The following is a 19,394-nucleotide window of genomic DNA, read 5'->3' on the forward strand; positions in this document are numbered from 1 at the left end:
TACGCCAAGCTCGCATTTCCCAACCGGCGAACCCGCGTCATACAGGTGCAATGCTCGTCGCGCCCACAGCCCAGGACATCGCCGCCGCGCGCCAGGCCCTGGCCGACGCCGACCCCGCCTTGGCGCGCGCTCATGCCCAGACGCCGGCGTTCGAATGGCGTCTGCGGCCCGGCGGCTACGAAGGCCTGTTCCGCATGATCGTGGAACAGCAGGTTTCGGTCGCCGCCGCCGCCTCGATCTGGGCGCGTACCGTCCAGGGGCTGGGCGGAACGGTGACGCCCGAGGCGGTTCTGGCCCATGACATAGACACCTTGCGCGCCTTTGGTCTGTCGGGACAGAAGGCCAAATACGGCCGCGAGATCGCCCTGGCCCAGGCCGAGGGCCGCGTCGATCTGGACCATATGCAGAGCCTGTCGGACGACGACGCCATCGCCGCCCTGACCGCCATCAAGGGCGTCGGCAAATGGACGGCCGAGACCTATCTGATGTTCTGCGAGGGGCGGCTGAACGTCTTTCCGGGCGGCGACGTGGCCTTGCAGGAGGCGATACGTTGGGCCGACCGCGCCGATCAGCGTCCGAACGAGAAACAGGCCTATGTCCGCGCCGAGATCTGGCGGCCGCATCGCGGGGTGGCCGCGCATCTGCTGTGGGGATGGTATGGGGGCGTCAAGCGCGGTGAGATCGTGCTGGAGGCCCTGACCCCGTGACGCCGATCGACCCTGCCCTGACCGAGCCCCTGCGCGACCCCCGCACGGTGCTCGCCGCCCTGGACTTCGCCGGGGTGGCGGTGTTCGCGGCCACCGGCGCCCTGGCCGCCGCGCGCGAGAAGCACGACGTCATCACCTTCGCCTTCTTCGCCGCGATTACGGGGGTCGGGGGCGGCACCCTGCGCGACCTGCTGCTCGGCCTGCCGGTCTTCTGGGTGCAGGACTGGCGCTATATGGCCGTCTGTCTGCTGGCGGCGGTGGCTATCTGGCTGATCGGTCAGCGCGACTGGCGGTTCCGCGCCCTCCTGTGGCTCGACGCCGTCGGCCTGGGTGCTTACGGCGTCATGGGGGCGGCCAAGGCCGAGGCCGCCGGCGCTCACCCGCTGATCTGTATCGTCATGGGCACCCTGACGGCCTGTTTCGGCGGGGTGGTGCGCGACATCCTGGCGGGCCAACCGTCGATCCTGCTGCGGCGCGAGATCAATGTGACCGCAGCCATACTGGCGGCGACCCTCTATATCATCCTGCGCATCCCCGAGGCGCCGATCTGGCCCGCCGCCATCGTCGCCGCCCTCGCCGGCTTCATGCTGCGCGCCGGGGCTCTACGCTGGGGCTGGACCCTGCCGGGCTTCCCGGAACGAAATTGAGCCCGTTTCGTCGCCTGTTCGTCATGGCGGCGTCTTCGAATCGGGCGTAGGCTGGACGCCTCGGACTTAGGGAAGGAGACGCGTCTTCAATCCTGTAGCTTCCATACCCCCCGCCGCGAACGGGAGGACCTGATGCAGGTCCTCCACCGACCGCCGTCGGGCTTTCCCGCCCTGGTTCTGAACGCGGACTTCCGGCCGCTGTCCTACTACCCGCTGTCGCTCTGGCCGTGGGAAGAGGCGGTCAAGGCGGTCTATCAGGACCGGGTGGACGTGGTGTCGCTGTATGACAAGGTGGTCCGGTCTCCGTCGATGGAGATGCAACTGCCCAGCGTCATCGCGCTGAAGAACTATGTCGATCAGGATCGAAGCCCGGCCTTTACCCGTTTCAACGTCTTCCTGCGCGACGGCTTCGCCTGCCAGTACTGCGGGGAATCCACCGAGCTGACCTTCGACCATGTCATCCCGCGCTCGCACGGCGGCCGAACGACCTGGGAGAACATCGTCGCCGCCTGCGGCCCCTGCAACCTGGCCAAGGGCGGGCGCACGCCGCGTCAGGCCCTGATGCCGATCCGCCGCGAGCCTTATCGCCCCAACGCCTGGCAGCTTCAGGACGCCGGCCGGCGCTTCCCGCCCCACTATCTGCACCAGAGCTGGCTCGACTACCTCTACTGGGACATCGAGCTCGAACCCTAGGTTTGTCGGCGGCTCAGGTTCCGGGCTGGATATAGGGGATGGCCGAAAAGAACTGACGCTCGTCGCCGCGCGGATCGTCGGCCATCTGCGGGGTCACGTCGAACAGCATCGTCTGGCGGCGCGGCAGCTCGTATCGGTCCCAGTGCGGAAGTCCGGCGTGGTTCGGATCGCCATCCCGCGCCAGGGCGACGAAGGCCTGGCGCATCGCGTCAGACACGGTCTGTGCGCCGGGGCCGTTCACGCGAGACTCAGGCGAGGTCACATTGTCGAACACCAGGGGGATGTCGGCCGTATGGAAGGCGCCCTTGCGGCCTGACGGCATCGTGCCCGGATAGTCCAGTTGGTAGACCCAGGCGGGGGCGCCGGCGCGAGCCCGTTCTTCCGCCTCGATCACCGCGCCGCGCCAGGAGCGTCCGGCTGTGGTGGCGGCGATCAGCACCTGGTCCGGAGACCAGTCGGGCTGCATGGCGCGATAGCCGGCGATCACCGCCTCAGGCGTGATGTCGATCCGCATGACGCCGGGCGTCAGCCGCGTGGCCAAGGTGTCCCAGGTCAGGCCGATGTTCTTGGGATCGTCGCCCATGAAGCCCAGGGTCTCTTCGCGGGTATTGCCGATGATCATGGGGATCAACCGGCCTTGAGGCGCAGCGTCGGGATAGAAGGGGTGACGGGGCAGGGTGCGGAAATCGAGCACCGGGCCGAAATAGAGACCGCCGAAGCCCAGGATCGGGTCTTCGGTGGTCTGGGCCTCCAGCAGTCGTTCGACCGGCAGGGTCGCGGCTTCCGCCGCGCGATCCGGCGTCAGGCCCAGCGCCTTCAGCCAGGTCGTGGCGCGGGTCGTGGCGTTGATGGGGCCGGAGGCGGTGACCTGCTGGCCGCTCATGGTCGCGGCGCGGTGGAACAGGCCCTGAGCGGCGGGCGTCGCCATCAGGGTGGCGATCTTGGCCCCGCCGCCGGACTGGCCGAACAGCATAACTCGGTCGGGGTCGCCGCCGAAGGCTGCGATATTGTTCCTGATCCAGCGCAGGGCGAGGATCAGGTCCAGTTGGCCGACATTCCCCGAATCCTCGAACCCCGGCGCCAATCGCGCCAGATAGGCGTAGCCGAAGACGTTCAGCCGATGGTTCAGCGTCACCACCACCACATCGCCGTGCTCTGACAGGCGAGATCCGTCGTAGAGCGGGTGACTGCCAGAGCCGGTCGCATAGGCGCCGCCGTGGATATAGACCATGACTGGACGTCGCCCGGCGTCGGTCGCCGGGGTCCAGACGTTCAGGAACAGACAGTCCTCGCCCTGGTTCGGCTCGCTGCCGCGCTGGGGACTGGCGGCGCCGAATGTGGCGGCAGGCGCCGGATCGCGCCAGGGCGTCGGCGGCACAGGCGGTTGAAACCGTTTCGTGGGCGCGCCGTATCTCAGGCCTTTGAAGACGCTGATCGCCTGCTGGCGAACCCCGACGACCGGCCCGGCCTTCGTCTGGACGCGGGGATCGCCCGCTCTGGATGCGCCAAGAACGGAGCCGGGCAGGGCGGCCGCCGCCAGACCCGTCGCCAGACCTGTCGCCAGGGCCGTGCGGCGGCTGATGGGCGTGGGGCGGGTTCCGGTGTGGACGTCGTGGGCTTGGGTCATTTCGCTTCCTGTCCTTGGTCGGCGTCTGTCGCGCCGTTCCGTCATGGGCTTTCGTTTCGGTCGACCCGCCGAAGATGTCCAACGCGAGACTGTCCGCCTCCTTCTTGCCATGGGGCGGCAAGTGTGCGTACAACTTCTATGACACCGGTGGCAGCAATCTGGCAAACCAGAAACTGACACCGGTGTCGCCCGCCAGCAGCGGGCGGCGAAACGGGGGCGGAACGATCCCCGAGCGCCAGACCTGGGAGGAGATTTGAAAATGAACCAACGCCACAAATTCGTGCGTCGCGCACTGACGACCACCGCTTCGCTGGGGGCGCTGACCCTGGCTGTCATGGCGCATGACGCCGCCGCGCAGACCGCTCAACCGGCCTCGCCCGCAGCCGACGACGCCACGGAAGTGGGCGAGATCGTCGTCACCGGCTTCCGCGCCAGCCTGCAGAACGCTCTGAACATCAAGCGCCGCGAGGCGGGCGTCGTCGATGCGATTTCCGCGGAAGATATCGCCGACTTCCCCGACACCAACCTGGCTGAGTCGATCCAGCGTATTCCAGGCGTCTCCATCGACCGGGACGCAGGCGAAGGGCGCAGCCTGACGGTGCGCGGGTTGAGCTCGGAGTTTACCCGCACCCGCATCAACGGCATCGAAGCTCAGGCCTCGACCGGCGCGACAGACTCCTCGGGCGGCGTGAACCGGGGCCGGGGCTTTGACTTCAATGTCTTCGCCTCCGAGCTGTTCAACAACATCACTGTGCGCAAGACGTCTTCGGCTGAGGTCGAGGAGGGGTCTCTGGGCGCCACCGTGGACCTGAGAACCAGCCGTCCGTTCGACAAGATGGGCTTCCAGGGCGCGATCTCGGGCCAGTACGGCTATAATGACCTGTCCGAGGACTGGAGCCCGCGCTTCGCCGCCCTGGTCTCCAACACCTGGGCCGACGACCAACTCGGGGCCTTGTTCTCCATCGCCTACAGCGAGCGTGACAGCCTTGAAGAAGGTTTCAGCTCCGTGCGCTGGGGCCCCGCCAGCGCCGACGGCGGCTTCCAGAACGGCAGCGTTCTGACCAGCCCGACGACCACCTACCACCCTCGCATCCCACGCTACGGCAGCCTGGAGCACAGCCAGGAACGCCTGGGCGCGACCCTGTCCTTGCAGGCGCGGCCGGGGAACGGGCCGACCCTGTTCACCATGGACATGCTGTATTCGAAGCTCGACTCGACGCGCACCGAGAACTTCCTCCAGGCCTGGTCGCTCAGCCGCGGCGCCGACCAGGGCGGCAAGCCTCAGGTCGATATCGTCGATTTCGAGATCGATCCGGATACGGGCGAAATGATCTACGCCCGTCTCGATGACATGGACATCCGCAGCGAGTCGCGGTTCGACGTGCTGGAGACCGAGTTCAAGCAGATGACCTTCGCGGTCGAGCATGAGTTTTCGGACCGTATGCGCTTCAGCGGTCTGGTCGGTCGCGCCGAGTCGAGTTTCGGCAATCCGGTGCAGGTGAGCGCCATCATCGACCGCCAGAACGTCGACGGCTATTCCTACGATTTCCGCGAGAACCGCAATCTCCCGGCGATCAACTGGGGCTTCGACGTCACCGACCCGGCCCAGTGGTCGATCGTCGGTCCGACCGGCGCCCAGCCTCGTTCGGAGCTGCGCTCCAGTTCGAACTTCCAGGAGAACGTCTATACGACCGGCGAAGCCAGCCTGGAGTTCGAACTGAGCGATAGCCTGACGCTGAAGGCCGGCGTCAGCCGCAAGGAGTATGAGTCGAGCAGCCGCGCCTTCGCGCGCCTGGCCAACGGGGCCCCGGCCTTGCCGGCGGGCGTATCGATGGCCGATGTGACGAATCTGCTGGAGGGGTTCGGCAATAATCTGGACCTGCCCGCCGGTTCAGCCACCTCATGGATTCGCCCGGATCTGGGCGCGCTCCAAGAGGCGTGGAATTACCAGTGCAACTGCAACACCGGGGTTGCGGGCGGCGACTTCCGACTGATCGGTCTGGACGGCAACACCTCGACCTACGGCAACTGGCGCGACGTGACGGAAAAGGACACCGGCGCATTCGTGCAGGCCGACTGGGACACCGAGATCATGGGGGTGCCGTTCCGCGGCAACGTGGGCGTTCGTCAGGTCAAGACCGAGGTCGAGGCCTTGGGCTATTCGAACGTCGGCGGCGTGGCGACCCCGGTGACGGGCGAGAACGAATATGAAGACACCCTGCCGGCCCTGAACATCGCCATCGAGCCGATGGACGATCTGATCGTTCGCTTCGGTGCGGCCAAGGTGATGTCGCGGCCGCCCGTGACCCAGTTGGTTCCGGTCTTCACGCTGAGCGCCGTGGGCGCCGCCAGCAATACGGCTTCGCTGGGCAATGTCGAACTGGAGCCCTACCGCGCCAAAACCTATGACCTGTCGGTCGAATATTATTTCGCGCCCGAGGCCCTGCTGTCCTTCGCCTATTTCTACAAGGACATCTCGACCTTCGTGCAGACGGCGCAGCAGACTCTGACCTATGCCGATCTGACGGCGCTGAACCCCATCGCCTTCCCCGCGACGACCGCGCGGCCGGCGACCTCGACCTATGTCTTCAGCACGCCCACAAATACCGAGGGCGGGCCGCTGAAGGGCTTCGAGATCAGCTATCAGCAGACCTTCAGCTTCCTGCCCGGTCCGTTCTCGAACCTAGGCACGCTGCTGAACTACACCCATGTCGAGTCGGAGATCGACTACTGCACCACGCCGAGCTGCGCCGTCATCGTGACCGAGGATTTGGTGAACCTGTCGCCTGAGGCCTGGAACGCGACCCTCTATTACGACGATGGCAAGTTGAACGCTCGGATCTCGGCCGCCTATCGCGACGGCTATTATCAGAACGTCCCCGGCTCGAACGGCGGCGCCGGCCTGATCCCCTTCCAGGGCAAGTCGGAAACGACGACGATCGACGCCTCGGCCTCCTATAACCTCACTGAAAATCTGAGTATTTCGGTGGAAGGTCTGAACCTGACGGACGAAGAAAACCGCCAGAACCATGGCGATCTCGGCGAGTCCCGTGACAGCACCTTTGTCTATCACCACACCGGCCGTCAGCTCTACGTGGGCGCGCGCTACCGGTTCTGATTGCGAGGGCGCCGCTCATTCGGCGCCCTCCTTCCCCTGCCTGGGAGAGACGAGATGATCACAAGGCGCGCCGCCGCCGTCGGCCTGGGCCTTGTGGCTGGTGGATGCACGACGATGGGGGGCGCCGCCGTCTCGCAAAACGGCGCCCGAGAGGGGGCGCGGGTCTGGACCTTCGACAATCTGCGCCAGATCGACGGGTTTGCCGTGCATGTCGAGGGCGCGCCGGCCCTGGTGGAAACGCCTTGGGGAAACGGGGTCCGCTTCGACGGTCAGGATGACGCCTTGTTCCTGGACGCTCATCCCCTCGCGGGCGCGGCGGAGTTCACCTTCGAGGCCCTGTTTCGGCCCGAGGGCGGCGCGTTCGAACAGCGGTGGTTCCATCTTCAGGAGATCGGGCCCGATGGAACGCCGACCGACACCCGAATTTTGTTCGAGATCCGGACCCGTGACGGCGAATGGTGGCTGGACGCCTTCGCCAAGGGGCCTGGCTATAACCACACCCTGATCACCGAGGCCAAGCGGTTCCCGGTCGGGCGTTGGTTCCATGTGGCCCAGACCTTCGGCGACGGCCTCTACAGCAGTTTCATCGACGGGGTTTTGCAGGATCAGTCGCCTCTGGCCTTCAAGCCCCAGGGCGAGGGGCGCTGTTCTGTCGGCTGTCGCTACAACCGGGTCAGTCCCTTTCGGGGCTCTGTCCGCGCCGCCGCGTTTGACCGGCGAGCGCGGCCGCCCGCCGCCTTCGTGCTGCCGAGCGCGAGACCTCCGACCTAATCGCCTCGCCTGTATTGGTAACCGGCGGCCAATCTTCCCATAGGTCGCTCGGTTTCGAAGGGTTCCCTTATGCCGCATCCTCTTCGTCTCAACCCGGACCGCCTGTTCCCGGCCGACGCCGACACCCGCACGATGGCGCGGCGTCTGTATGCCGAGATCAGGGGCCTGCCGATCATCAGTCCGCACGGCCATACGGACCCGAGCTGGTTCGCCTTGAACGAGCCCTTCGCCAATCCGGCCGAACTGTTGATCACCCCCGACCACTACGTCTTTCGCATGCTGCACTCGCAGGGGATGGCGATGGAAGACCTGGGCGTGCCCCGCGCCGATGGTGGCCCGGTCGAGTCCGATCCGCGTGCGATCTGGCGCCGGTTCGCCGAGAACTATCACCTGTTCCAAGGCACGCCGTCGCGGATGTGGCATGACTGGGTCTATGCTGAGGCTTTCGGCATAGACGTGCGCCTGTCGGCCGAGACGGCGGACCATTATTACGACGTCATCGACGCCGCGCTGAAGACTGACGCCTTTCGGCCTCGCGCCCTGTTTGATCGCTATAATATCGAGGTCCTGACCACGACCGAGAGTCCGCTCGATACGCTGGATCACCACAAGACCATCAAGGCGTCGGGCTGGAAGGGGCGGGTGCTGACCGCCTATCGCCCCGACCCCGTGCTGGATCCGGATTACGAGGGCTTCCGCGACAATCTGAAGGTCCTGGCCGAACAGACTGGGCGCGATACCCTGTCGTGGGACGGCTATCTCCAGGCGCTGCGCGACCGCCGCGCCTTCTTCATCGCGATGGGCGCCACCTCGACCGACCACGGCCACCCGACCGCGTTTACGGCCGACCTGTCGAGGACCGAGGTCGAGGCCCTGTTCAAGCGCGTCTCGACCGCCCCGGCCTCGGCCGCCGACGCCGAACTGTTCCGCGGACAGATGCTGACCGAGATGGCCGCCATGTCGATCGAGGACGGTCTGGTGATGCAGCTTCACCCCGGCAGCTTCCGCAATCACTCGGCCACCGTCTTCAACCGTTTCGGACGCGACAAGGGTTGCGACATCCCGACCCGGACCGATTACGTCCGGGCGCTGAAGCCGCTGCTGGACCGGTTCGGGTCGGACACCCGCCTGTCGCTGATCCTCTTCACCCTGGACGAGACCGCCTACAGCCGCGAACTGGCGCCCCTGGCCGGCCACTATCCCGCGCTGAAGCTGGGGCCGAGCTGGTGGTTCCACGACAGTCCTGAGGGGATGCGGCGCTTCCGCGAACAGGTCACCGAGACGGCCGGATTTTACAACACCGTCGGCTTCAACGACGACACCCGCGCCTTCCTGTCGATCCCGGCCCGTCACGACGTGGCCCGGCGGATGGATTGCGGCTTCCTGGCCCGGCTCGTCGTCGAGCACCGAATAGAGGAAGACGAGGCGCACGAGGTCGCCCGCGCCTTGACCTATGCTCTTGTGAAGCAGGCGTACAAGCTATGACACCGATCCCGACACGACGCGCCGCCCTGGCCGCGCCCCTGCTGCTGGGTGCTGCGGCCTGCAGCCAAGCGATCGGGGAACGTCCCCTGCGCGGCGCGGACACCCACGCCGCCGGCTATCCCACCGTCCAGGCCGTCGATTATTTCGGCGAACTTCTGTCCAAACGCACCGACGGACGCTTGCGCCTGCGCAACTACCCCGGCGGTCAGCTGGGCGGGGAGGGCGACACCCTTGAGATCACCATGTTCGGAGGCCTGGATCTGAACCGGGTCAATCTGGCGCCGCTCAACGTGATCGAGCCCACGACCTTCGTTCCGGCTCTGCCCTTCCTGTTCCGGTCCACCGACCACATGCGCCGGTCCTTGGACGGTGCGCCGGGCCGCGCCATCCTTCAGACCCTTCGGCCCCACGGTCTGATCGGTCTGTGCTTCTACGATTCCGGCCAGCGGTCCTTCTACAACCGGCTCCGCCCTGTTCGGACGCCCAAGGATCTGGCCGGGATGAAGATTCGGGTGCAGCCCTCGGACCTCTACGTCGCCATGGTGCGGGCCCTGGGCGCCAATCCCACGCCCATTCCCTTCGGCGAGGTCTATCAGGCCCTGGTGCAAGGCGTGGTGGACGGCGCCGAGAACAATATGCCGTCCTACGACGACACGCGGCACCACGAGGTGGCGCGCTATTTCACCGCCACCGGCCACGTCATGGCGCCCGAGGTCTTGGTGATGTCCCAGCGCACATGGGATCGGCTGACGCCGGCCGACCGGGATCTGGTCAGGACCTGCGCCGATGAGAGCGTGCCCTATATGCGCGGCCTCTGGGACGCCCGCGAGGCGACGTCCCGCGCCAAGGTGATCGCCGCCGGCTGCCAGTTGATCGAGGACGTGGACGTCGAACCGTTCCGCGCCCTGATGGCCCCCGTGTGGGAGCGGTTCGTCGTCACAGACCTGCAAAAGCGGCTGGTCCGCGACATCCAGGCCATGGAGTAGGCTGATGCTGTCCATACTCTCCGTCCTTTCCCGCTGGATCAGCCGCCTGACGCTGGCGTTCGCCGCCGCCGGCCTGGTGGTCATGACGGCCGTCATCGGCTGGCAGGTCTTCGCCCGCTATGTGTTGAAGGACTCGCCGGCCTGGGCCGAGGCCGCATCCCTGGCCCTGATGGTCTGGTTCATTCTGCTCGCCGCCGCCGTGGGGGTGCGTGAGCAGTTCCATATCGGCATGACAGCAGTGACCGACGCCCTGCCGCCAGGCCTCGCCAAGCTCACGCGCGCCCTGTCCCTGTTGATCGTGGGTGGCTTCGGCGCCGCCATGGGGGTTTGGGGCGGCGAACTGGTGATGCGCACCTGGCACATCGAGATCGCGACCCTGGGGATTTCTCGCGGATTTAGCTACCTGCCCCTGCCGATCGCGGGCTGGCTCATTGTCTTTTTCTCAATCGAACATCTGATCGCCGAGTCCCGCGGCGGAAAGGTTGAACCGCTATGGAGCTGACGCTTCTCCTCGGAACCTTGCTGGTGCTGCTCCTGTTGGGCGTGCCGGTGGCCTTCGCCCTGGGCGTCGCCTCCCTGGCGACCTTCATCTATATGGACATCGCGCCCCTGGTGGCCTTCCAGCGCATAGCGGCCGGGGTGAACGTCTTCGCCCTGATGGCCATTCCCTTCTTCATCTTCGCCGGCGACCTAATGCAGCAGGCAGGCATCGCGGACCGGCTGGTGCGGGTGGCGAACGCGGCGGTCGGACGTATTCGGGGCGGACTGGGACCGGTCAATGTGGGCGCCTCAATGATGTTCGGCGGCGTGTCCGGTTCGGCGATCGCCAGCGCCTCCGCCCTGGGCTCGACCCTGATCCCCATGATGAAGCAGCGCGGCTACGACGCCGACTACTCGGTCAACGTCACCACCACGGCGGCGATCACCGGCCTGCTGATCCCGCCGTCGCACAATATGATCATCTATGCGGCGGCCGCAGGGGTCTCCATCTCGGTGGCGGACCTGTTCATGGCGGGGCTTGCGCCCGGTCTCGTCACCGGCCTGATCCTGATGGTTGTCGCCTGGCTGGTGGCGGTGAAGCGCGGCTATCCTCGCGGCGAGTTTCCCGGCTGGAGCGCCTTCGTCCGCGCCTTCATCGACGCCATTCCCGGCCTGCTCACCGCCGTGATCATCTTCGGCGGCATCCTGGGCGGGGTCTTCACCCCGACGGAAAGCTCGGCCGTGGCGGTGATCTACACCCTTGTGGTCGGCTTCATGGTCTATCGCACCCTGTCCTTCCGAGGCTTCATCACCGCCGCCGTGAATGCGGTGAAGACCACGGCCATGGTCATGTTGATCATCGGCTCGGCGGCGGCCTTCGGCTGGCTGCTGGCCCTGAACGAAGCCCCTGAGCAGTTGGCGGGCCTGATGCGGATGGTCTCGGACAATCCCATCATCATCCTGCTGATGATCAACATCATCCTGCTCCTGCTCGGCACCTTTATGGACATGGCGCCGCTGATCGTGATCACTTCGCCCATCTTCCTGCCTGTGGCGATGGAGGCAGGCATGGATCCGGTGCAGTTCGGCGTCGTGCTGATGCTGAACCTGGGCATCGGCCTGGTCACTCCGCCCGTCGGTTCAGTGCTCTTCGTCGGCTGCGCCGTCGGTAAGATCCGGGTCGAGGATACGGTCAAGACCATGTGGCCCTTCTATCTGGCCCTGATCTTCTCCCTGATGCTGATCACCTATGTACCCGCCTTCTCCATGGCTTTGCCAAACCTGCTGCGATGATCGAAAGACTGTCTGAGGCCCGCCTCGGCGCCCTGCCGTCGATCGTCGCGCGCCCGGCCTATGACCGCGCGGCGGTCGGGATCGGGGTGGTCCATCTGGGCGTCGGCGCCTTTCACCGGGCGCATCAGGCGGTGGTGTTCGACGACGCTCTCGCGGCCGGCGACCTGCGCTGGGGCGTGCTGGGCGCCTCGCTGCGGTCGTCCGGCGTGCGTGATCAGCTGAACCCGCAGGACGGCCTCTACACCCTGGTGGTCCGTGACGGGGCGGAGGAGCATCTGCGGGTGATCGGGGCCGGTCGCGGCGTTCTGGTCGGGCCGGAAGATCCCGCAGCCCTGGTCGCGGCCATGGCCCGCCCGGACGTCCATATCGTCACCCTGACCGTGACCGAGAAGGGCTATCGACTCGATCCGGCGACGGGCGATTTGCGGTTCGACGACGCGGATGTGGCCGCTGACCTTGCGGATATCGACGCCCCCCGAACGGCGCCCGGCTTCATCGTCGCGGCGCTGCGGGCGCGAAAGGCAGCGGGCCTGAAGCCCTTCACCGTCATCAGTTGCGACAATCTTCCCCACAATGGAAAACGCATCCGCGCCGGGGTCATCGCCATGGCTCGCCGGATCGACCCGTCGCTGGCCCATTGGATCGAGGTCGAGGGCGCCTTCCCTCAGACCATGATTGACCGGATCGTCCCTGCGACCACGGCCGACGACATCGCCGGCCTGGCCGTCCGCCTCGACGTCATCGACCAGGGGATGGTCAAGGCCGAGCCCTTCACCCAGTGGGTGATCGAGGACTGGTTCGCGGGCGAACGGCCGGACTTCCCCTCGCTCGGCGTGCAACTGACCGACGCGGTCGAGCCGTGGGAAAACGCCAAGCTGCGCCTGCTCAACGGCGCTCATTCGGCGATCGCCTATCTGGGCGCCCTGTCGGGCTATGAGCATGTCCACGAGGCCGTCGCCGTCCCGGCCTTCCGCGCCTATGTCGAGGCTCTGTGGGACGAGGCGCAGACCACGCTGAACCCGCCGCAGGGCCTGGATATCCCGACCTATCGCGATGCGCTTATGGCGCGTTTCTCCAACGCGGCCCTGATGCACCGTACGCGCCAGATCGCCATGGACGGGTCGCAGAAACTGCCTCAGCGGCTGCTGGCCGGCGCCGCCGAACGTCTGGCGGCCGGGCAGGGGATCAAGGCGCTGGCTCTGGGCGTCGCCGCCTGGATGAAATGGCAGTCCGGTGTGACCGAAGGCGGCGAGGTCTTCATCGTCGATGATCCGCTGGCGGCCAAGACCGCTGAGCGGCTGGAGGGCGTCGATGACGACCCGAGCCGTGTCCTGGCCCTGCTGGGTTTGTCTGAAGTCTTTCCGACCCGCTTGGCGGACGACAACCGGTTCGCGGTGGCGGTCACAGACGCCTATCTGTCGCTCAGCCGCAACGGCGCGGTCGAAGCCGCGCGTTTGGCGGTGGAGTAAATCATGTCCCGCGTCCTGATCCTCAACCCCGTCGACGACGTCGCCATCGCCCTGGATGACATCGCGACCGGCGATACGCCCGACGGCCTGGACGCCCCCGCGCGGGCCGATATCGCCACGGGGCACAAGATCGCCCGGCATGCGGTGGAGGCGGGCAGTCTGGTCCGCCGCTATGGCCAGGTCATCGGTCGCGCCAAGGCGGCTATCGCGGCCGGAGATCACGTCCACGTCCACAACCTGGCCATGGCTGACGATGGGCGAGAGGCGGAGGTCGGTGCTGACCTGCGTCCACCCACGCCGTTGTCGGGCGCAAGCTTCAACGGCATTGTCCGCCCGGATGGTCGGGTCGGCACCCGCAACTACGTGGGCGTCCTGACCAGCGTGAACTGTTCGGCGACGGTCGCGCGCCGTATCGCCGACGCCTTCCCGGATTCAAGTCTGCCCCAAGGCGTGGACGGCGTCGTCGCCTTTACGCACCAGGGCGGCTGTGGCGGTTCTTCGCTCAGCAGCGACGTGACCCTGTTGCAGCGGACCCTGGCCGGCTACGCCCGTCATCCGAACTTCCACTCCATCCTCATCGTCGGCCTGGGGTGCGAGGCCAATCAGATCCCCGCCTGGCTGACCAGCCAAGGTCTGGAGGCGGGCCCGCATCTGCGCGCTCTGACCATCCAGGAGGCCGGCGGCACCGCTCGCGCCATCGAGGCCGGGGTCGCGATCGTCCGCGATCTGGTCGTCGAGGCGGCCAAGATCGAACGCCGGCCCGTGTCCGCGTCGCACCTGACCGTCGGGTTGCAGTGCGGCGGCTCGGACGGCTGGTCCGGCGTCACGGCCAATCCGGCCTTGGGCGCTGCGGTGGATCTACTGGTCGCCCACGGCGGTTCGGCCATGCTGTCCGAGACGCCCGAGATCTGGGGCGCGGAACATTTGCTGCTGCGGCGCGCGGCGTCTCAGGAGGTGGCGGACAGGCTGAACGCGCGTCTGGACTGGTGGCGCGACTATGCCGAGCGGCATCAGATGGAGCTGAACAATAACCCCTCGCCGGGCAATCTGAAGGGCGGTCTGACGACGATCCTGGAGAAGTCGTTGGGCGCGGTGGCCAAGTCGGGGTCCACCCCCCTGAACGATGTGATCGGCTATGCGCAGCCGCTGCAGGCCAAGGGGCTCAGCTTCATGGACAGCCCCGGCTATGACCCCTGCTCGGCCACGGGCCAGATCGCCTCGGGCGCCAATCTGATCGTCTTCACCACGGGCCGGGGCTCCGTCTTCGGCGCCAAGCCCGCGCCTTCGATCAAGGTCGCCTCCAACGCCAAATTGGCCAACTGGATGGACGAGGATATGGACATCGACGCCTCGCCCGTCCTGACCGGGACCAGCCTGGCCGAGGTCGGCGCGGCCATCTTCCAGAAGATGCTGGACGTGGCTTCGGGCGAACCGTCCAAGTCTGAAGCCCTGGGCATCGGCGACAATGAGTTCGTGCCCTGGCAGGTGGGGGCCTATCTCTAGGCTTACGCGCCCAGAGCCTCGATCAGGTCGCCCATGTTGCGGATGAAGACGGCGGTCGAGACCCCCTCGACCGGGAAGTCGGTCTGATAGGGCGAGGTGTCCCACAGATCCCCGACGCGGGTCATCTGATACTCGCCGCCGGTCACCGCTGTGGGCGACGGACCCTTGTAGGGGTTGGAGGTCGTGGTCAGCGGTGTGGACCAATAGCCGCGCGCATTCAGGCCTGCCATCACCTCGGCGGCGCGGTTGGCGTGCGGACGGCTCAGGCGCCGCGCATCGCTGGACATGTCCCAGACGTCCACGTCCTGAAGCGTGAAATATCTCGGCAGGTTCAGCGAGCCAGGGCGGGCCTTCAGCGGTGAACCGCGCGTCGCCTCCTCGACGGACAGGGCCGACAGGCGTGCATATTCGGCGCGCAGGGCCGGGGTGTCCACGTTGCGGAACGAGCCGTAGTGGACGATCAGATTGGTCGGATTGTCGTCGGCGTAATACTGGCCGTTGGCGATGTTGGAGCCGCGCCGGTGGATGTAGATCGGGGTGTTGGCGCCCTCGAGGACGAACGTCGGATGCGTCCGGCCCGGCGTGTTCAGCGGCGGCTTGGTCGCGACCTGGTCCAGCCAGTCCATGGCCTCGGGCAGGCGGGCCAGATATTTGCGGTCGCCGGTCAGGCGGTAGAAGCCCAGCATCGACTTGATGTTCGTCCCTGTCGCATGGGTGACGAAGGCCTGGGGCTCGATGGTGCGGGCGCCGGCCGGCTTCAGCGTGTCAGGGAAATGTTGCAGGCCCCACGCCGGTTGCGGCTGCGGCTGCTGGGTCTTTACGAAGATGTCCATGCCGCGGTGGATGGCGTCCAGCACCCTGGCGTCGCCGCGACCGTTCCGGGCCAGGCCGTGATAGGCGTAGATCAGGAACTCCAGGTTCTCGCCCGCCACATCGTCGTTGAAGGTGATGTAGGGGGTGTAGTCGGCGTGCCCGTGCAGGCCGCCGTTTTCGACGAAGGGATAGCGCTGGGGCCAGCCGCCGTTGGCGTACTGGCTGTCCAGAACGAAGCGGATCGCCTTGTTCAGCGGCGCCAGATATTTGCGGTCCTTCTTCTCCAGATAGACCCGCAGCAGCAGCTGCGACGCCTCGGCCGTGCCGGCGTCGTCGAAGGTGGCGTTGCCATAGTAGTGGTGGAATTCCTCCAGCCGCCAGGCGTTGGCGGCGACCGTGGCGTACCACTGTTTCAGCGAGTCTTCGCCGGCGGTGTCGATGACATAGTTCCAGCCGCCGGCCGGGTGCTGGCCCCGGATCAGGGCGTCGGCGGCGGACTTGGCGGCCTCGTAATAGAAGGCGTCGCCGGTGGCGTGATAGGCGTCCAGGTAGAGGTGGCCCATGGTGGCCGTACCGGGCGGCTGGACCCAGATCATGGTCGGGCCGGCCTCCAGTTCCCCCCAGCGGCGCGAGAAGTCGGGCAGGTATTGCCAGACGTAGCCGCCTTGCACAGCGGCCTCCTCGACCATGAACCGGGCGGCGCGCTTCATGGCGTCCAGAACGGCGGCGCGGTCGGGCGAGGCCTGGGCGCCGGCGGGCAGGGCGGGGGCCGAGGCGGCGACGAAGGTGGCGGCGGCGCCGGCGGCCAGCAGGGCGCGACGGTTCATGGACGGTGCGGGCATGGGAACTCCTGGGTGACCTCTCGACCGGCTCTTGGCGACCGTTTCGAGGGCGGACTGAAGCATGATTGACACCGGTTTCCTAGTCCCGGCGGCAATTGGTCCGTCAACGACCTTGCCCCGGTTTGAAGGCATGGAGAAGCCGCGCAATACCTGGACAATAGCTGGAGAAACCCTGGAGATAATTTCCAGCTCTATCGTCGGATATCGAACCCATTATCCTGCATTGCGGCGTGGACATCCTCCGCCGAAAACAGGTTGAAGTCGCCGGGGACGGAGTGTTTGAGGCCGGCGGCGGCCAGGCCGAAGTCGAGGGCCTGTTGGTCCGTCCATCCGCTCCACAGGCCGAACAGGACGCCGGAGGCGAAGGCGTCGCCGCCGCCGACGCGGTCGATGACGCCGGCCAGCTGAATGGCCTCGGCCTGGGTCTCGATCACGCCGTCTGGGCTGCGGGTCAGCATGACGGCGGACAGGGCCTGGTCGGCGACGCTGTCCTGGACGCGCAGGGTGCAGGCGATGCGTTGCAGGCGGGGGAAGGCGGCGAAGGCGGCGGCTGCGGCCCGGCGACGGCGCACGGCGGGATCGGGATCGTCGAACCGGGTCTTGAGCACCAGGGCGAAGTCGCGGTCGTCGGCGAAGGCGAGCGTGGCGCCGGCCAGCATCCGGCCCAGGGTGGCGGGCGGATCGCCGTCCCACTGCTCCCACAGCTTGCCGCGGAAATTGCCGTCATAGCTGACCTTGACCCCCTTGCGGACAGCGGTCTCGATCAGGGCGACGGCGGCGGCCGAGCCGTTCGGCCCCGTCGCCGGGGTCACGCCCGAGGCGTGCAGCCATTCGACCCCGTCCAGCAACTGGTCCCAGTCGAAGGCGGTGTTCACATGTTCGACGAAGGCCGAGCCGGCGCGGTCGTACAGAACCTCGGACGGGCGACGCACCGCGCCGGGCGTCAGGAAATACAGCCCCATCCGTCCCGGCTTGAACACCACGGGCGAGGCGTCGACCCCGTGTTTGCGCACCTCGTCCCGCGCCGCGCGGCCCAGGGGGTTGTCGGCCAGGACGGTGGCCAGGCTGGTCGGGGCGCCGAACTGGGCCAGGGACACGGCCACGTTCGCCTCGGCCCCCGCCGGACGGACCGTCAGGGCGGGGGACTGGAGCAAAAGCTCGTTCTGGTTCGGCGAGAACCGCAGCAGCATCTCGCCGAAGCAGAGGATTCGTCCACCCTTTTGGGGGCCTATGCTCGCGACGCGGTCGCTCGCGGCTTGAGGCCCCGCCGGGCTGTCGGTGTGGGTCATGCGTACAGGCTTAGCCGTGTCTCAGCGCGCCTGCCAGCCGCCGTCGACCGGCAGGATGGCGCCCTGGACATAGTCCGAGGCCCGGCTGGCCAGGAAGACGGCGGCGCCCCCCAGATCCGACGGCTCGCCCCAGCGGCCGGCCGGAATCCGGCCCAGGATCTCGGCCGAACGGACCGGATCCTCGCGCAGGGCCTGGGTGTTGGCGGTGGCGAAATAGCCGGGCGCGATGGCGTTGGCGGTGATGCGGTGGGGCGCCCACTCGTTGGCCATCAGCTTGGTCAGGCCGGCGACGCCCGACTTGGAGGCCGTATAGGAGGGCACGCGGATGCCGCCCTGGAATGACAGCATGGAGGCGATATTGATGATCTTGCCGCCGTCGCCCTGTTTGATGAACAGGCGGGCGACCGCCTGGCTCATGAAGAAGACGGTCTTCAGATTGATGTTCATCACCAGGTCCCAGTCGGCCTCGGTGAAGTCCACCGCATCGGCGCGGCGGATCAGGCCGGCGTTGTTCACCAGGATGTCGATCCGGCCCATGGCCGCCAGGGCTTCCTCAACCACCCGTCCGACCGGCTCGATCGAGGTCAGGTCGGCGCTGACGGCATGGGCGCGACGGCCCATGGCCTGAACCAGGGCGACGGTTTCGTCGGAATCGGACAAGGCGACGGAGACGATGTCGGCCCCGGCCTCGGCCAGAGCCAGGGCGATGCCCTGCCCCAGGCCCACATTGCCGCCGGTGACCAGGGCGACCTTGCCGGTCAGGTCGAATGGGTTGCTCATGACAGGTACGTTTCCTCTCAGATCTATTTCAGGCGCCGGAACGGACCCGGCTTGTCTGTGTTGGTAACCGGTGTCATATACCGATGCAAACGCTTAGACCATAATCGAAAACACAGGTTCGCCGCTTCGGCTGCTTCGTCGCACCCGAGGGCCCCGACGTTTGTGATAGGGTCGGTGGCGCTCGTCATACCCAGGAGAATCCCCCATGAAGATCGCGCTCATCATCGAAAACAGCCAGGCCGCCAAGAGCGAGACTGTGCATGCCGCCCTGACCGCCGTCGCCGAGCCGATGGGGCATCAGGTGTTCCACTACGGAATGTACGCCGCCGACGACAAGGCGTCCCTGACCTATGTCATGAACGGCCTGCTGACCGGCATTCTGCTGAACTCGGGCGCCGCCGATTTCGTGGTCACCGGATGCGGGACCGGCATGGGCTCCATGCTGGCCTGCAACAGCATGCCGGGCGTCTTCTGCGGCCTGGTCATCGACCCGACCGACGCCTTCCTGTTCGGCCAGATCAACGACGGCAACGCCATCTCCATGCCCTACGCCAAGGGCTTCGGCTGGGCGGCGGAGCTGAACCTTCAGGACGTCTATCGCAAGCTGTTCGAGGGCGAGCGCGGTCTGGGCTATCCGCGGGAGCGCGCCGAGATCATGCGCAAGAACCGCGGCATCCTGAAGGATCTGAAAGCCGTGACCTGCAAGGACATGCTGACGGTTCTGAAATCCATCGACCAGGATCTGCTCAAGGCGACCGTGGCGGGTGAACGCTTCTCCGAATACTTCTTCGCCAATGCGACGGACCAGGGCATTCGCGACTATCTGAAGAGCGTCGTCAGCACTTCGCCGGTGCTTGAAACGGTCTGATCGACCAGGGGGTGTTCGGTGCG

The 19,394-nt window shown here is 66.7% G+C and carries 15 protein-coding genes and 1 pseudogene; 12 read left to right on the plus strand and 4 right to left on the minus strand.

Annotated elements, in window-relative coordinates; translation table 11 throughout:
* The first annotated feature begins 50 nt into the window (after positions 1-50).
* From OU998_RS03445 to OU998_RS03455, 3 genes are all read left to right on the plus strand, one after another.
* Positions 51-707, plus strand: a complete 657-nt coding sequence (locus tag OU998_RS03445) for a DNA-3-methyladenine glycosylase family protein (RefSeq protein ID WP_267515450.1) — start codon at positions 51-53, stop codon at positions 705-707.
* Entirely contained in the window at positions 704-1,354 is a 651-nt protein-coding gene (locus tag OU998_RS03450) for a trimeric intracellular cation channel family protein (RefSeq protein ID WP_420709792.1), read from the plus strand. Before OU998_RS03445 ends, OU998_RS03450 begins: the two co-directional genes overlap by 4 nt.
* 132 nt (positions 1,355-1,486) lie before the next feature.
* Positions 1,487-2,047, plus strand: a complete 561-nt coding sequence (locus OU998_RS03455; RefSeq protein ID WP_267515451.1) for an HNH endonuclease — start codon at positions 1,487-1,489, stop codon at positions 2,045-2,047.
* Between the two features lie 13 nt (positions 2,048-2,060).
* Here the strand turns inward: OU998_RS03455 and OU998_RS03460 are convergent, their stop codons facing one another.
* Positions 2,061-3,674: a carboxylesterase/lipase family protein gene (locus OU998_RS03460; RefSeq protein ID WP_267515452.1), complete on the minus strand. Its 1,614-nt coding sequence runs from the start codon at positions 3,672-3,674 to the stop codon at positions 2,061-2,063.
* 259 nt (positions 3,675-3,933) lie between these two features.
* Here OU998_RS03460 and OU998_RS03465 point away from each other — a divergent pair, with 259 nt between their 5' ends.
* The 8 genes and pseudogenes from OU998_RS03465 (at position 3,934) to OU998_RS03500 (ending at position 14,779) form a co-directional block, all read left to right on the plus strand.
* Positions 3,934-6,792, plus strand: coding sequence for a TonB-dependent receptor (locus OU998_RS03465; RefSeq protein WP_267515453.1), 2,859 nt, complete (start codon positions 3,934-3,936; stop codon positions 6,790-6,792).
* A gap of 54 nt (positions 6,793-6,846) precedes the next feature.
* On the plus strand, positions 6,847-7,563 hold the full coding sequence (locus OU998_RS03470) for a LamG-like jellyroll fold domain-containing protein (protein ID WP_267515454.1): 717 nt from the start codon (positions 6,847-6,849) through the stop codon (positions 7,561-7,563).
* Positions 7,564-7,632: 69 nt separating this feature from the next.
* Positions 7,633-9,117, plus strand: a pseudogene (gene uxaC, locus OU998_RS03475) (glucuronate isomerase); the annotation flags it as partial.
* Positions 9,054-10,034, plus strand: a complete 981-nt coding sequence (locus OU998_RS03480; protein WP_420709828.1) for a TRAP transporter substrate-binding protein — start codon at positions 9,054-9,056, stop codon at positions 10,032-10,034. The pseudogene uxaC and the gene OU998_RS03480, both read left to right, overlap by 64 nt.
* A gap of 4 nt (positions 10,035-10,038) precedes the next feature.
* On the plus strand, positions 10,039-10,536 hold the full coding sequence (locus OU998_RS03485; RefSeq protein ID WP_267515457.1) for a TRAP transporter small permease: 498 nt from the start codon (positions 10,039-10,041) through the stop codon (positions 10,534-10,536).
* Positions 10,527-11,807 (plus strand): TRAP transporter large permease, encoded by a 1,281-nt coding sequence (locus tag OU998_RS03490; RefSeq protein ID WP_267515458.1) that lies wholly within the window; start codon positions 10,527-10,529, stop codon positions 11,805-11,807. The genes OU998_RS03485 and OU998_RS03490 overlap by 10 nt, the downstream gene beginning before the upstream one ends.
* Positions 11,804-13,276 carry a mannitol dehydrogenase family protein gene (locus OU998_RS03495; RefSeq protein WP_267515459.1) on the plus strand — a complete coding sequence of 491 codons (1,473 nt, stop codon included), beginning with the start codon at positions 11,804-11,806 and terminating at the stop codon, positions 13,274-13,276. Before OU998_RS03490 ends, OU998_RS03495 begins: the two co-directional genes overlap by 4 nt.
* Before the next feature lie 3 nt (positions 13,277-13,279).
* Positions 13,280-14,779, plus strand: a complete 1,500-nt coding sequence (locus tag OU998_RS03500; protein WP_267515460.1) for a UxaA family hydrolase — start codon at positions 13,280-13,282, stop codon at positions 14,777-14,779.
* Positions 14,780-14,781: 2 nt separating this feature from the next.
* On the opposite strand, the gene OU998_RS03505 is transcribed toward OU998_RS03500, so the two are convergent.
* The 3 genes from OU998_RS03505 to kduD all read right to left on the minus strand — a co-directional run bounded on the left by OU998_RS03505 (position 14,782) and on the right by kduD (position 18,503).
* Positions 14,782-16,434 (minus strand): pectate lyase, encoded by a 1,653-nt coding sequence (locus OU998_RS03505; protein ID WP_267515461.1) that lies wholly within the window; start codon positions 16,432-16,434, stop codon positions 14,782-14,784.
* A 191-nt stretch (positions 16,435-16,625) separates the two neighbouring features.
* Positions 16,626-17,723 (minus strand): sugar kinase, encoded by a 1,098-nt coding sequence (locus OU998_RS03510; RefSeq protein ID WP_267515462.1) that lies wholly within the window; start codon positions 17,721-17,723, stop codon positions 16,626-16,628.
* Between the two features lie 21 nt (positions 17,724-17,744).
* Entirely contained in the window at positions 17,745-18,503 is a 759-nt protein-coding gene (gene kduD, locus OU998_RS03515) for a 2-dehydro-3-deoxy-D-gluconate 5-dehydrogenase KduD (RefSeq protein WP_267515463.1), read from the minus strand.
* Between the two features lie 205 nt (positions 18,504-18,708).
* On the opposite strand from kduD, the gene OU998_RS03520 reads away from it, so the two are divergent.
* Positions 18,709-19,371: an RpiB/LacA/LacB family sugar-phosphate isomerase gene (locus tag OU998_RS03520; RefSeq protein WP_267515464.1), complete on the plus strand. Its 663-nt coding sequence runs from the start codon at positions 18,709-18,711 to the stop codon at positions 19,369-19,371.
* Positions 19,372-19,394 lie beyond the last annotated feature (23 nt).

The organism is Brevundimonas sp. SL130, from assembly GCF_026625805.1.
In the GTDB taxonomy this organism is placed as follows: domain Bacteria; phylum Pseudomonadota; class Alphaproteobacteria; order Caulobacterales; family Caulobacteraceae; genus Brevundimonas.